This window comes from Lentzea flaviverrucosa, from assembly GCF_003350445.1.
GTDB lineage: Bacteria > Actinomycetota > Actinomycetes > Mycobacteriales > Pseudonocardiaceae > Lentzea > Lentzea californiensis.
In genome coordinates this window covers 61,253-74,435 of the sequence record NZ_QQAU01000004.1, presented here as the reverse complement: position 1 = coordinate 74,435, position 13,183 = coordinate 61,253, and the positions used below count along the sequence as shown (strand labels likewise).

The window sequence follows — 13,183 nt, the reverse complement described above, 5'->3', positions numbered from 1 at the left end:
TTCGCAGACGCGGCGGCCCGCGTGGAGCCCAGGTTTATTTCGCCAGCCGGCGCAGCTGGTCGACCTTGATGGTCTTGCCGTCGGTCACCGAACCGCTCACGGCGACGAGGTCACCGTTCTTCGGCTTCTCGGTCACCGAGGACAGGTCCAGCGACGTCTGCAGGCCGTCGACCTGGATCAACGTGGCGTTGTTGCCGTTGACGTCCTTGACGGTGCCGCGTGCCTGGGCCTTCGCCAGCGCCACGTTCAGCGCCTTGCCGTCCTTCACGCGCACGGTCACGCGCTGGTCGGCTTTGAGCCCGGCGAGATCGCCCCCGCGCAGCTTCGTGGAGCCGTCAGTGGTCAACGACACCTCGCTGCCGTCGTCCTTGGTGATCGTGAGCTTGCCTGTCTCGACCGACTTGACCCGGCCGACGACGAGAGTGCTGTCCTTGAGCTTGGCCTTGTCCGGACGGCCGGGCTTGCCGGGGCCGCCGGGGGCGCCGAGGTGGCGCTCCGCGAACGCCGCGTTCGGTGGGCGGTCGGGGCCTTCGGCCGCCGTCGCGACCGCGATGCCGCCGACGGTGAGGCCGACGGCCGCGACGATGGCGCCGGCCCACGCAGATTTCTTCGACATGCGCACCAGAGTGCGGGTGCATGCTGAGCGCAAGCTGAAGGCGAGTCGCCCGAAGTGCCGATGATCAGCAGAATGGTGAGGTGTCCGCCAGGGTGTTGGTGATCGAGGACGCCGAGGCGATCGGTGCCGCGGTGTCGTCCGCGCTGCGTGAGTCCGGGTACGACGTGCAGCACCGCCTGGACGGGCGCCAGCTGGAGGCCGACCTCGGTCGCTTCCGCCCCGACCTGGTCGTGCTCGACGTCATGCTGCCCGGCCGCGACGGCTTCCAGTTGCTCGAGGTCATCCGCCGCTCGTCCGGCGCCGGCGTGGTCATGCTGACCGCGCGCGACGGCGTGCCGGACCGGCTGCGCGGACTCTCCGGAGGCGCCGACGACTACGTGGGCAAACCGTTCGTGCTGGCAGAGCTCGTGGCACGGGTCTCGGCGGTGCTGCGCCGCCTCGGCCGCACGCCGTCGACCGTGCAGGTCGGCGACCTGGTCGTGGACGCCGACGCCGGTGTCGTCATGCGCGCCGACCGGCCGATCGAACTGACCGCGACCGAACTGCGGCTGCTGGTGTACCTGGCCGCCCAGCGCGGGCGCGTGGTGTCCAAGACGCAGATCCTCACGGCCGTGTGGGGCTACGAGGACTACGACCCGAACCTGGTCGAGGTCCACGTCAGCGCCGTGCGCCGCAAGATCGAGGAACACGGCACGAGGCTCGTCCACACCGTTCGCGGCCTTGGGTACGTGCTGCGGGCCGAGGAATGAACCTCCGCACGGTCTCGTTGCGCCGGCGGGTCGCGGTGTCCGTGCTGCTGGTGCTGTTCCTGGTGCTCGTGACGCTGGTGATCTCGGTCGACCGGACGTTCGCCGGGCAGTCCTCCAAGGACGTCGACGGCGTGCTGAACAACGCCGGGGCGCGTGCGGTGGAGATGCTGAGGAACGGCAGACGTCCTGCCGAGGTCGTCGGCGTGCTGACCAAGCGGAACATCCACGTCACCATCGAGCTGCCCAACGGCACGACCGTCGGCAGCGCGCCCGAAGAAGGGCAGTTCGAACGCCAGGTCCGCAACGTCCAGCGCAACAAGGTCACCCTCTACGCCGACACCGAGGCCATCTCGCAGGCCCAGCACAGGCTGCGGAAGCTGCTGCTGATCCTGGGGCTCGCGGCGATCGGCATCACCGGCGCGCTGATCGTCGTGGTGGTGCGCAGGGCGCTGGCACCGCTGGACGCCATGACCTCGCTGGCCCAGGCCATCGCCGCCGGGCACCGGGGTGGACGGCTCAACCCGTCCAGGACCGACACCGAGCTGGGACGGACCGCGGCCGCGTTCGACGGCATGCTCGACTCGCTGGAGGGCTCCGAACAGCGAACACGGCGGTTCGTCGCCGACGCCGCGCACGAGCTGAGGACGCCGATCACCGGTGTGCAGGCCGTGGCCGAGGCGCTCGTGCAGGCCCCCGTCGACTCACCCGACCGCGACCAGATGTCGTTCCTGCTGGTCAGGGAAGCCAGAAGAGCCGGACGGCTGGTGGACGACCTGCTCGCCCTCGCCCAGCTCGACGCCGGCTACGAGATGCAGCGCGAGTCGGTCGACCTGCTGGGTCTCGCCGAGGCCGAGGTCGCCAGGACCCGGTTCGTGGCGCCGGACTTCGACATCACGGCAGAGGGCGTCCCGGTCGCCGTGGTCGGGGACGGGCAACGGCTCGCGCAGGTGCTCGCGAACCTCGTGGACAACGCCCGGCAGGCGACCGGTCCACAGGGGACCGTCCGGATCCGGGTCGACCTGACCGGGTTCACCGTGTCCGACAACGGTCCTGGCGTGCCCGAGGCCGAACGCGAGCGGATCTTCGACCGGCTGGTGCGGCTCGACGACGCCCGCGACCGGCGATCCGGTGGATCAGGGCTGGGCCTGGCCATCGCCCGCGGCGTGATCCGCGCTCACGGCGGAGACCTGACGTGCGAACCCTCCGAGCAGGGCGCGGTGTTCCGCGTGGTGCTGCCCGCCATCAATCCGGTCGCCGAGCCGAGCCGCGTCTGATTCCATCGGGGTGTGGACGCGGACGTGGTGGTGCAGTGGGTGAGGACCGAGTGGACCAAGCAGTCCCGCGGTGAGCCCGGTGCGACCCGGCGCAACGCCGTGCCGGTCGGGTTCGCGCTGCCGCACCTGAGGCCCGCCGTGCACGAGGTGCGCCTGCTCGAGTGGGAGGACTTCGCCCCCGTGTGGTCGAAGGAGAGCGACGAGATCGACCGGATCGCGCTCACCCTCCGCGAGGACGACGACGTGCTGTCCGTGCAGCTGCAGGACACCATGCACGCGACGCCACGGCGGTGGAACCGGCCTTCCCCGGTCCGGCTGGCGCGCGGCGAATGGGTGCGGTGGCAGCTCAACCACCGGTGGCAGCGGCCGCGCGACGGCGGCTACAACTACCTGCTGACCACGCTGAACCTCGCCTACGGCTCACCGGGCGACGCGAAGGTGTTCCTGGGAACGCCCACGCGTCACGTCGACGAGCAGACCTACCTGCGTTAACCGACCTGGGCCGCGGAGGCCGAGAAGGTGTTGCAGGCGTCCGTGGAGTTCGCCCTGAAGCCCGCGGCCGCCCACTGCGCCTGGTTCTCGGCGGAACCGTGCGCGTTGTTCTCGGGCTTCTCCTCGATCGCGAACTTGAAGTCCTCCTGCGCCTGCCGCGCGAGGCCCGCCGTCAGCGAACCGCGTCCGGCCGCCGAGCTCAGGAACATGCCCGCGAAGCAGTTCGCCTGCAGTTCGATCCGCCGCGACATCTCCAGGCCCGCCGGGGTCTTCTCGCCCGCCTCGGTGATCTTCAGGTCCGCCGCCCGCAGCAGGCCCGTCAACGCCTGGACGTGGTGGCCGTACTCGTGCGACAGCGTGGCCAGGTGCGTCGCCGGGGCGTCGCCGCCACCGTTGTCGCGCAGGCGGGCCGTCGGCATGTAGATCGTGCGGTTGCGGCCGCAGTAGTAGGCCACCGCGTGGTCGGACTCCGGGGCCTCACCGCACGGGCCGTCCTTCAGGTCCGGCGAGGCGTCCAGTTCGGGCTTGTCGAACGGCAGGTTCGCCGCCTTCAGCAGCGGGCCCCAGGCCGTGTCCAGGCACTCGACGCCGGCCGCGTAGTAGGCGGCCAGCTGGCCGTCCGAGGTGCCGAACTGCGGCAACGAGCAGGTCACCTGGGTCAGCGAGACCGGCTTCACCAGCAACGGGTGGTCGGCCAGGCGGAAGACGGCCCGCGGCCGGATCGGCGTCGACGGCTCGGCCGGGGGAGTCGTGGCCGGGCGCGACCCGGCCATGGCGTGGCCGGCGACCACTCTGGGCCGGCTCAGTTGACCGATCCCGAGGACGAACGCGACCACCAGCACGAACACTCCCGCGAGCAGGACCGGGTTGTTCTTGGCTGGTTGGGTCACGTTCTCCCCTTCCTAGGAGACAGCGCCTGGATCGGCTGCCCAGGTGTTGCAGTCGGACGCCTTGTTCGACTTGTAACCGCGGTCGACCCAGGTCGCGTTGTTCTGCGGGGTGCCGTGGTCCTTCGTCGGGTAGATGTCGAAGTCACCCCGGTTGCCCGCGTCGGTCAGGGCGATCCGGATCACCTCGATCGGAATCGCTCCGTGCGACAACGGGGCCAGCGACATGCCTCCGAAGCACGTCGCCTGCAGCTCCATCCGGCGGTTCAGGTCGAGGCCCTTTGGAGTATCCCACCCGCCCGCGTCGTACTGCGCGCGGTCCGAGGCTTTGAGCATCCCGGTGAGCCACTGGAGGTGGTGGCCGTACTCGTGGGCGAGCTGGCCCAGGTACTTGCCGGGGTGGTTCGGGTTGTTCGGGTTGCGTTCGGCGGCGTACGCGTTCGCCGTCCAGTAGATGCCGCCCTGGCAGTACCGCGCCGTCTGGTCCGGGCGGACCGTGCCGCACGGGTACTGGGCGGTCTCGGTGATGATGTGCAGCTCGACCGGCTGGTACGGCAGGTTCGCGGCGTTCAGCGCCGGCTTCCACATGCTCTCGATGCACGGCAGCGCGGCGCGCAGGAAGCGGTCCTGGCCAGCCGGGGAGTAGTCCATCGGCGGCAGCGCGCAGCCGGGGACCGTGTTCGCGCCGAACCCCGGTTTGAGGAACGGGTGGTCCGCCAGCGCGTAGACGGCCTTCGGGCCCGCCGGGGTGGCCGGTGCGGACGGGGTGCGCGACGCTGAGGCGCGCGGTGCGCCGCTCGTCGTCGCCGGGGCTTCAGTCGTGGTCGGGAGGGTGAACGTCGGGCTGTACGTCGTGTAGTTCGAGTAGCCCGCGTCCTCCACCTTCTTGTTCAGGGTCGCCGCGAAGACGCCGACCGCGCCGAGGCCGAGGACCACGACGCCGCCCAGGACCAGGGCGATCATCGGGCCGTTGCTCCTGCGGCGCGGTGGCATCGGCGGGTACGGGCCGTAGCCGGGAGGCGGGCCCCACGACGGCTGCGGTGGCGGCATGACCTGGCCGGGATGCGGCGGGCCGTAGTAGCCGGGGGGCGGGCCCTGCGGCGGCATGCCGTACGGAGGCGGCGGGCCCTGGAGCGGTGGGCCTTGCTGTGGTGGACCTTGAGGCGGTGGGCCCTGAGGCGGACGCTGCCCGAGCGGTGCGGGCATCGGTGGCGGGCCTACCGGACGCGGCGGCGGCCAGTTGCCCGGTGGCGGTGGTTGCGTCATCGCCTGAGGTCCCCCCAATGGTCATCCTGGGTCGGGTACGAGCATAGGCGGACCGGGATCACGCGTCCCCCGACCGGGCTAACGCGTCCCGCTCACTCCTTGAGACGCATGGGCCGGGGGATCGGTTCACGAGACGTCCGCGGAGGTCGCCGCCCACGTGTTGCACGCGTTGATCTTGTTCTGCTTGTGGCCGTGCATCACCCAGCGGTCGTTGTTCGGCGCACTGCCGTGGTCAGGCCTGCGGTTGTAGTCCCCGCGTTTGCCCGAGTCGCTCAGGCCGGTGTTCACGACCTCCATCGGCACGACGTTGCGGTGCGAGAACGGCGCCAGCGTCATGCCGCCGAGGCAGGTGGCCTGCAACTCCAGCCTGCGGTTGAGTTCCAGGCCCTTCGGGGTGTCGAAGCCGCCGACGTCGTACTGGGCCTGGTCCGCGGCGCGCAGCATGCCGGTGAGCCACTGGATGTGGTGGCCGTACTCGTGGCTGAGCTGACCCAGGTAGACGCCGGGGTGCCGGACCGTCGAGCCGCCCTCGTTCGCGTAGAAGTTGCCGGGCCAGTAGATGACGCCGCGGCAGAACATCGCCGTCGTGTTGTTCTGCCGCGAACCGCACGGCGTCTGCGTGGTGCCGGTGAACACCTGCAGCTCCGCCGGCTGGTAGGGCAGGTTGGCGGCCTTGAGCGCCGGCTGCCACGCCTTCTCGATGCACGGCAGCGCGGCCTCGAGGAACCGCTTCTCGCCCGCCGGGCTGTATTCCATCTGCGGCAACGGGCACGAGTCGAAGTCGTTCGCGCCGATGTTGGTGCTGAAGATCGGGTGGTCGGCGAGCTTGTAGACCGCCTTCGGGCCCACCGGCGTCTGCTGCGTGCTCGGCGTGCGGGTCGACGAGGTGCGTGTGGACGCCGTCGTCGTGGTCGTGGTCGTCGTCGTTCGCGTGGAGGTGTAGGTCGGGCTGTAGGTCGTGTAGTTCGAGTAGCCCGTGTCCTTCACCTTGTTGTTCAGCGCCGCCGAGAAGATGCCGATCGCGCCCAGCCCGAGGACGACGACGCCGCCGAGGACGAGCGCCAGGACCGGGCCGCTGCTGCTCCTGCGGGGCGGTGCCATCGGGTAGGGCGGCGGTGCGAACGCGCCGGGGTGCGGGTGACCCCACGCCGGGTGCGGCGGAGGCATCACCGGACGCGGCGGCGGCATCATCGGGCGCGGTGGCGGGAGCGGCATGCGGCCGGGCGGCGGGCCGTACGGGGGAGGGCCGTGGGGAGGAGGCGAACCCATGGGCGGGCGGCCTGCGGGAGGCCGGTGTCCCACAGGCCCCATCGGCGGCGGACCGGCCGGAGGCGGCGGTCCCATCGGCGGGCGTGCGCCGGGCGGAGGTCCCTGAGCGGGGCGGGGAGGCATCGGCGGCCCGTACGGCGGTGCGGCGGGCACGGGCGGCGGACCCACCGGGCGCGGCGGTGGCCGGTTGCCTGGCGGCGGTGGTTGTGTCATCGCCGAAGATCCCCCAGATGGCGTCTGTTCGAAAGTCCGCCGGAGCATATGAGGACTCCGCTATTGTCCGCAGCCGTGTCGAAGAACTGGGGTGCGGCGATCTTCGTCGCCGTAGCGCTGACGTCCGTCACGTCTTTCGGGACGGCGGCCGGCGCGCTCGCGCAGCCACTTCCCGGCACCGTCAGCACCGAGGTGCGGATGAAGCTGGAGCGCGACGCCCGGCTCTCCGTCACCGAGACCGTCCAGGTGCCCGAGGGCAAGACCGTCAAGCGCACCGTCCCCTTGCGACTCGCGGCCGGCGACGACCTGGAGCGCCAGTACCGGGTCACCGACGCGAAGGTCGAGGGCAAGGGCAGCACCTCCACCGACGACGACAGCTTCTCCGTCACCCTCGAGGGCGGCCAGTCCACGCTGACCTACACGGTCGTCGGCGCCGTCGCCCCCGTCGGTGACGCGCTGGAGGTCCGCTGGCAGGTCGCGGGCGGCTGGGACACCGAACTGGACAAGGTCGCCGTCTCCTTCTCCGCACCCGACTCCCCGACGTCGGTGAACTGCCTCGCGGGCCCGGTCGGTTCGTCGCAGCCGTGCACGAGCGCGGACCTCGCGGACGGCAAGGGCGTGCGCGCGCAGGAGATCAAGCTCGGCGCCGGCGAACGCGTGGACGTCGCGATCGGACTGTCCGCCGGGGTCGTGCCCCCGAACGCCGTCGTGGTCGAGCAGTCCGGTCTCGCGGCCGCGTTCGCGCTCACGCCGGCCAGCGGTGCCGCGCTCGGCGGGCTGCTGGTGCTGCTGCTCGGCGGTGTCGCGCTGCTCTGGTACCTGCGCGGCCGGGACGCGGCAGCGCTCGCCAGCGAGGTCGGCGCGGTCTCCGTGCTGGTCCGCGACCAGGACGGCAGGGTCGCCTTCGCCTCCCCGGACGGCGTGCTGCCCGGTCAGGTCGGCACCGTCGTCGACGAGCACGTGGACGTCGTCGACGTGACCGCCACGGTGATCGACCTCGCCGTCCGCAACTACCTGTGGATCACGGAGACTGGCCAGGAGGGTGGTTTCGGCCACGACTGGCAGATCGTGCGCCGCAACCCGGTGGACGACTCGTTGTCCGGCTACGAGAAGGCGGTCTGCGAGGCACTGCTGCCCCAGGGCGCGGACGTGGTGAGCGTGTCCGACCTGCGCGGCCGGCAGATCGACCTCGCGCTCGTGCGCGACCGCCTCTACTCCGACGTCGTGGAGAAGCGCTGGTTCGTGCGCCGCCCGGACGCCGAGCGGAACCTGTTCTGGTGGGCTGGAATCGTGATCGCGGTGCTCGGCGTGGCCGCCACGGTCGTGCTGGCGCTGACGGTCGGCAACGCCCTGTTCGGGCTCGTCGTGGCCGTCGGCGGCGTCGCGCTGGCGTTCGGCGCGCGGTCGATGCCCGCCCGCACCAAGCGCGGCAGCGAGTTGCTGGAGCACGTCCGCGGCCTGCGCGGCTACCTCGCCGGGGTGACGCCGGGCGACGTCCCCGAGGCCGACCGCGAGCTCGTGTTCTCCCGGTCCCTGCCGTACGCGGTGGTGCTCGGCGAGACCGAGCGGTGGATCGGCACGTTCGGTCAGCAGGACCTCTACTGGTACGGCAACTCGGGAACCGGCTCGGACTTCCGGCGCAGCTTCCCGGCGTTCCTCGGGGCTCTCGACGGCGTGCTCGCCCAGGCGGGCCACCTGCGATCGCTCCGGACGCCGAACCCGTAGTCTTGCTCCATGGCCTCACCCGAACTGCACAGGTTCACGTTGCCCAACGGCCTGCGGGTGGTGCTCGCCCCCGACGCCTCCGCACCGGTCGTCGGCGTCAGCGTGCACTACGACGTCGGCTTCCGTTCCGAGCCGGAGGGGCGCACCGGGTTCGCGCACCTGTTCGAGCACCTGATGTTCCAGGGCAGCGAGAGCCTGGAGAAGCTCGCCCACTTCCGGCACGTGCAGTCGTCGGGCGGCACGTTCAACGGGTCCACGCACCCCGACTACACCGACTACTACCAGGTGCTGCCGTCCGCGGCCCTGGAGCGGGCGCTGTTCCTCGAGGCGGACCGCATGCGCGCGCCGAAGCTCACCGAGGAGAACCTCCGCAACCAGATCGACGTGGTGAAGGAGGAGATCCGGCTCAACGTGCTGAACCGCCCGTACGGCGGGTTCCCCTGGATCCTCCTGCCCGCGGTGCTGTTCAAGACGTTCGCCAACGCGCACAACGGCTACGGCGACTTCGTCGACCTGGAGAGCGCGACGGTCGACAACTGCGCGGAGTTCTTCGACACCTACTACAGCCCGGCGAACGCGGTGCTGACGGTGGCGGGCGACCTCGACGTCGAGACCACGAAGGCGTTGGTGGAGAAGCACTTCGGCGACGTGCCCGCGCGGCCGCGCCCGGAGCGCCCCTCGTTCGCCGAGCCCGCCCCGCAGGGCGAGGTGCGGCACGAGCACGGCGACGCGCTCGCCCCGCTGCCCGCGATCGCGATCGGTTACCGCGTGCCCGACCCGGTCACCGACATCGACGGCTACCTCTCCTACCTCGTCCTCGCCGGCGTGCTGGCGGACGGCGACGGCTCGCGCCTGCAGCAGCGACTGGTGCACCAAGAGGGCATCGTGATCGACCTGAACGCCGGCTGCGGCCTGTTCGGCCCGCTCGAGGCCCGCGACCCGGACACGTTCAGCATCACCGCGATCCACGCCGCCGAGGTCTCCGCGGACCAGGTCGTCGCGGCCATCGACGAGGAACTGCAGAAGCTCGCGCAGGAGCCGCCGTCGGCCGAGGAGCTCGCGAAGGTCACCGCCCGCTGGGCGTCGACCATGCACAAGGAGCACGACCGGCTCACGAACCGCACGCTGGGCCTCGGCTCCGCGGAACTGCTGTTCGGCCGCGCCGAGCTGATCTACGAACTTCCCGAGCGGATCGCGTCGGTGACCGTCGACGAGGTGTCGGCCGCGGCCAAGGCGCTGCGTCCCGACTCCCGCGCCCTTCTGTTCGTCAAGCCCACCGGAGGAGCTCAGTGACCGCCGCCAAGACCCATCGCCCGGCAGACGAGATCGGCCGCACCGAGGCCGGTCCCCGTCCGCTGCCGGAGCTGGGATCGCAGAAGGCGGCCGCAGAGCTGTCCACTGTGGACACCACGCTGCCCAACGGCCTGCGCGTCATCGCGGTGCGCCGCGCCACGGTGCCGATGGTCGAGCTGCGGCTGCGCGTCCCGTTCGCGGACCCGGCCGGCAGCAGCGTCGGCTCCCAGCACGCCGCGGTGGCCGAGATCCTCGCGAACACCGTGCTCACCGGCACCGAGAAGCGTTCGCGCGTGCAGATCGACACCGAACTGGCGCTGGTCGGCGGCGAGCTCGACGCCATGGTCGACCCGGAGCGGCTGAGCTTCACCGGCAACGCCCTGGCCTCGGGCCTCGGCACGGTGCTGGAGGTGCTGGCCGACGTCCTGACGGGCGCCTCCTACCCGGTCGAGGAACTGGAGCGCGAGGGCGCCCGCCTGGTCGAGCGCATCACGATCGCCCGCTCGCAGCCGAGCGTCATCGCGCGCGAGGCGTTGCAGAAGGTGCTGTACGGCGACCACCCGTACGCGAAGGAGATGCCGGAGGCCGACGAGGTCGCCGCCGTCACCCGCGACGCCGTGGTGGCGTTGCACCACAAGGCACTGCTGCCGCGCGGCTCGGTCATCGTCGTCGTCGGCGACGTCGAGCCGGCCGACGCCGTGGCCCAGATCGGCGACGCGCTGGGCGCGTGGCAGGGCGACGGCGAGGCCGTCCAGCTGCCGCCGCTGCCGGAGGTGTCCGGTGGCGACCTGGTGCTCGTGCACCGCGCCGGTGCCGTGCAGTCGCAGATCCGCCTCGCGGCGCAGGCGATCCCGCGCACCGACGAGCGCTACCCGGCGCTGCAGCTCGCGAACCTGGTCTACGGCGGGTTCTTCTCGTCGCGCCTGGTCGAGAACATCCGCGAGGACAAGGGCTACACCTACAGCGCCCGGTCGCACCCCGAGTTCACCGTGCACGGCGCGACGTTGCTGATCGACGCCGACACGGCCTCGGACGTGACGGCGGCGGCGCTGCTGGAGACCCGCTACGAACTGGCGCGCCTCGGCCTCGTACCGCCGTCGGAGTCCGAAGTGGACACCGCGCGCAGCTACGCCGTCGGCACGCTGCTCACCAGCACGTCCTCGCAGGGCGGCCTGGCGTCGTTCCTGGTGAACCTCGTCGCGCTCGGCCTCGGCCTCGACTGGCTGGTGGCGCACCCGCAGCGCCTCGCGGCCGTCACGCCGGAGCAGGTGGCCGCGGCCGCGCTGGAGTTCTTCGCCCCCGGCAACTTCACCGGCGTGCTCGTCGGTGACGCCGAGACGCTCAAGCCGAAGCTGGCCGCGTTGGGCGGGGTCTCGTTCCAGTGAGTTTCGAACTAGTCGGTCTGCCCGCGCTGTCGCGCTTCGCGGTCGACCGGTCCGAGCCGTTGCGCGGCGACGACGAGAAGCTCGCCGCGCTCTGGCCCAAGGCCCGGATGATCGTCGTGGACACGCGCGGCCGCACGCTGGTCGCCGATCGCGGCACGCGGCTGGCCGACCGGCCGGCCCTGGAGTTCGGCGACCTGCCGCCCGTGAACGCCGTCCTGCTCGGTGAGCAGGACGGCGTGGCCTGGTTCGCCGTGCTGATGCCCGCCGAGGACGGCGAGGCGGTGCCGGCCAGCCGCGCCTGGGGCCCGCCGGAGCTCACGGACGAGCCGCAGTGGCTCGACCTGCGGCAGGCCGGTGCGACGCTCGACGACATGTCGGCCGGGCTGTTCACGACGGCCGCCGCGTTGTTCCAGTGGCACCGGCTCGGCAAGTACTGCGCCAAGTGCGGGGCCAGGACGGTGCTGGAGAAGTCCGGCTGGGCGTCGGTCTGCTCCGGCTGCGGCCGGGAGGAGTACCCGCGCACCGACTCGGCGGTGATCTGCCTCGTGCACGACGGCGCCGACCAGGTCCTCGTCGCTCGCGGGCCGGAGTGGCCGGAGGGCCGTTTCTCCGTGCTGGCCGGGTTCGTCGAGGCCGGCGAGTCGCTGGAGGCCTGCGTGGCGCGGGAGATCGCCGAGGAGGTCGGTGTCTCGGTGCACGACATCCGGTACCTCGGGTCCCAGCCCTGGCCGTTCCCGCGGTCGCTGATGATCGGGTTCGAGGCCGTGGCCGACCCAGCCGAGCCGTTGCGGCTCGCCGAGGGCGAGATCGCCGAGGCCAAGTGGGTGTCGCGGGCCGACGTCCGCAAGGCGATCGAGGAACCGGGCAGCATCCCGGGCCTCGGTCTGGCCGGCGGCGCGTCGATCGCGTTCCGGATGCTGCAGAGTTGGTCGGGAGCCACCTCAGAGGAGTGACGGCAGCACGTGCTCCTCGGTGACCATGAGCCCGGTCGTGGCCATGGTCCCGGCGAGCGCGGGGTCCCAGCTCGCCTCCTCCGGCCGGCTGTTCAACGTCGGCAGCTCCACGCCTCGGGCGATGAGCGTGGCCACGGCGTCGCGGTAGTCGTCCGCTGACATCCGCCACGCCGTCCCGCCGGTCCAGGCGAGGACCTCGTTCATCACGCGGATGCCGTCCGGCGTGAAGTCGTTGTGGCACTTCACGGTCTTGCCGTCGAGGTGGTGCTTCGCCTGCGGCGTCAGGCCGTGGGGGAGCACCACCAACGTGCCCGGAACGCCGGACTCGAGCAGCCGCGGGTTGCGGACGACGGTGATCTCCTGCGCTGCCGGGGAGTCGTTCAACGTCAGGTATCCCTGTGACGTGAGGACCGGGTCGCTGTAGGCGTCGCGGAGGACTCCGGCTCGTTCCCAGTCGAGGCCCGCCAAGGTCAGTGCCTTGTGGACGATCCGCGCGAGCGGGCGGCCGTCGTCGAGGTCGTTGCCCGCCAACGCGAACCGCGTCGTCCACCGCCGCGGCTCGGGGTGCAGCCGCGCGAGGATCGCCGCGGCCTGGTTCGCGATCATCGGCAGCGCGGGCTGCGGGATCTTGCCGTACCTGCGGACGTGCTCGATCCACTCGTCGGCCCAGGGAGCCTGCAGCAACCCGTTCTGCCGCAACGCGAACCTCAGCACGGCGTCCGCCGTCGAGGCCTCCTGGGCGGTGGACATGCCGATCGGCCTGCCGTGCACCGACTCCAGCACCTCCGGCAACGTGCTGCCGTGGGCGCGGAGGTGTTCGTCCAGGCGTGCCAGGGAGATCTGGCGGCGGGCCGGGTGCGCGATCGGCTTGCGCAGCAGTTCACCGAGGACGGTGGCGGTGCTCGCGTCCTCGACGCGGAAGCTGAACGCCGACCGGCCGCCGCCCTCCATCGTCTCGCGGGCGAGGTGCCAGAAGGCCTCGAGTTCGGGGCGGTCGTACTCGGTCACGACTCCAACTTAGGCCTTGACAGGAAGCCCCGGCGAGCGGACCGTACCTAACC

12 protein-coding genes are annotated in these 13,183 nt (G+C 71.6%); 7 read left to right on the top strand and 5 right to left on the bottom strand.

Translation table 11 applies throughout. The annotated features are described in order from the left end of the window. Positions 1-34: 34 nt before the first annotated feature. The gene (locus DFR72_RS13955; protein ID WP_090065738.1) at positions 35-616 is read right to left on the bottom strand and encodes a single stranded DNA-binding domain-containing protein; all 582 of its coding nucleotides are present in this window, start codon (positions 614-616) and stop codon (positions 35-37) included. A gap of 80 nt (positions 617-696) precedes the next feature. On the opposite strand from DFR72_RS13955, the gene DFR72_RS13950 reads away from it, so the two are divergent. Genes DFR72_RS13950 through DFR72_RS13940 form a run of 3 tightly spaced genes read left to right on the top strand, consistent with a single transcriptional unit; the run spans position 697 to position 3,131 of the window. Then, the gene (locus DFR72_RS13950; RefSeq protein WP_030480954.1) at positions 697-1,365 is read left to right on the top strand and encodes a response regulator transcription factor; all 669 of its coding nucleotides are present in this window, start codon (positions 697-699) and stop codon (positions 1,363-1,365) included. Further along, positions 1,362-2,639, top strand: a complete 1,278-nt coding sequence (locus DFR72_RS13945) for a sensor histidine kinase (RefSeq protein ID WP_090065739.1) — start codon at positions 1,362-1,364, stop codon at positions 2,637-2,639. Before DFR72_RS13950 ends, DFR72_RS13945 begins: the two co-directional genes overlap by 4 nt. A gap of 12 nt (positions 2,640-2,651) precedes the next feature. Further along, entirely contained in the window at positions 2,652-3,131 is a 480-nt protein-coding gene (locus DFR72_RS13940; protein ID WP_090065740.1) for a hypothetical protein, read from the top strand. Here the strand turns inward: DFR72_RS13940 and DFR72_RS13935 are convergent. From DFR72_RS13935 to DFR72_RS13925, 3 genes are all read right to left on the bottom strand, one after another. After that, on the bottom strand, positions 3,128-4,021 hold the full coding sequence (locus tag DFR72_RS13935) for a neutral zinc metallopeptidase (RefSeq protein ID WP_090065741.1): 894 nt from the start codon (positions 4,019-4,021) through the stop codon (positions 3,128-3,130). The genes DFR72_RS13940 and DFR72_RS13935 overlap by 4 nt on opposite strands. A gap of 12 nt (positions 4,022-4,033) precedes the next feature. Beyond that, positions 4,034-5,125, bottom strand: a complete 1,092-nt coding sequence (locus DFR72_RS13930; protein WP_245982919.1) for a neutral zinc metallopeptidase — start codon at positions 5,123-5,125, stop codon at positions 4,034-4,036. A 285-nt stretch (positions 5,126-5,410) separates the two neighbouring features. Further along, complete coding sequence (locus DFR72_RS13925; protein WP_245982917.1) at positions 5,411-6,451, bottom strand: neutral zinc metallopeptidase; 1,041 nt, start codon at positions 6,449-6,451, stop codon at positions 5,411-5,413. A gap of 390 nt (positions 6,452-6,841) precedes the next feature. Here DFR72_RS13925 and DFR72_RS13915 point away from each other — a divergent pair, with 390 nt between their 5' ends. From DFR72_RS13915 to nudC, 4 genes are read left to right on the top strand one after another with little or no spacing between them, the layout of a single operon-like run. Further along, the gene (locus tag DFR72_RS13915) at positions 6,842-8,491 is read left to right on the top strand and encodes a DUF2207 domain-containing protein (protein ID WP_090065742.1); all 1,650 of its coding nucleotides are present in this window, start codon (positions 6,842-6,844) and stop codon (positions 8,489-8,491) included. Between the two features lie 9 nt (positions 8,492-8,500). After that, positions 8,501-9,784 carry a M16 family metallopeptidase gene (locus DFR72_RS13910; protein ID WP_090065743.1) on the top strand — a complete coding sequence of 428 codons (1,284 nt, stop codon included), beginning with the start codon at positions 8,501-8,503 and terminating at the stop codon, positions 9,782-9,784. Next, complete coding sequence (locus DFR72_RS13905; protein ID WP_090065744.1) at positions 9,781-11,169, top strand: M16 family metallopeptidase; 1,389 nt, start codon at positions 9,781-9,783, stop codon at positions 11,167-11,169. Before DFR72_RS13910 ends, DFR72_RS13905 begins: the two co-directional genes overlap by 4 nt. Further along, positions 11,166-12,122: an NAD(+) diphosphatase gene (gene nudC / locus DFR72_RS13900; protein WP_090065745.1), complete on the top strand. Its 957-nt coding sequence runs from the start codon at positions 11,166-11,168 to the stop codon at positions 12,120-12,122. The genes DFR72_RS13905 and nudC overlap by 4 nt, the downstream gene beginning before the upstream one ends. Here the strand turns inward: nudC and DFR72_RS13895 are convergent. After that, positions 12,111-13,130, bottom strand: a complete 1,020-nt coding sequence (locus DFR72_RS13895) for a DUF2399 domain-containing protein (RefSeq protein ID WP_090065746.1) — start codon at positions 13,128-13,130, stop codon at positions 12,111-12,113. The two genes, nudC and DFR72_RS13895, sit on opposite strands and share 12 nt — an antisense overlap. Positions 13,131-13,183: the final 53 nt, after the last annotated feature.

Bases quoted from the DNA above. Each gene is read 5' to 3' on its own strand.
- DFR72_RS13955 (WP_090065738.1), bottom strand. From the start codon at position 616: ATGTCGAAGAAATCTGCGTGGGCCGGCGCCATCGTCGCGGCCGTCGGC.
- DFR72_RS13945 (WP_090065739.1), top strand. From the start codon at position 1,362: ATGAACCTCCGCACGGTCTCGTTGCGCCGGCGGGTCGCGGTGTCCGTG.
- DFR72_RS13930 (WP_245982919.1), bottom strand. From the start codon at position 5,125: ATGCCGCCGCAGGGCCCGCCCCCCGGCTACTACGGCCCGCCGCATCCC.
- DFR72_RS13925 (WP_245982917.1), bottom strand. From the start codon at position 6,451: ATGCCTCCGCCGCACCCGGCGTGGGGTCACCCGCACCCCGGCGCGTTC.
- DFR72_RS13910 (WP_090065743.1), top strand. From the start codon at position 8,501: ATGGCCTCACCCGAACTGCACAGGTTCACGTTGCCCAACGGCCTGCGG.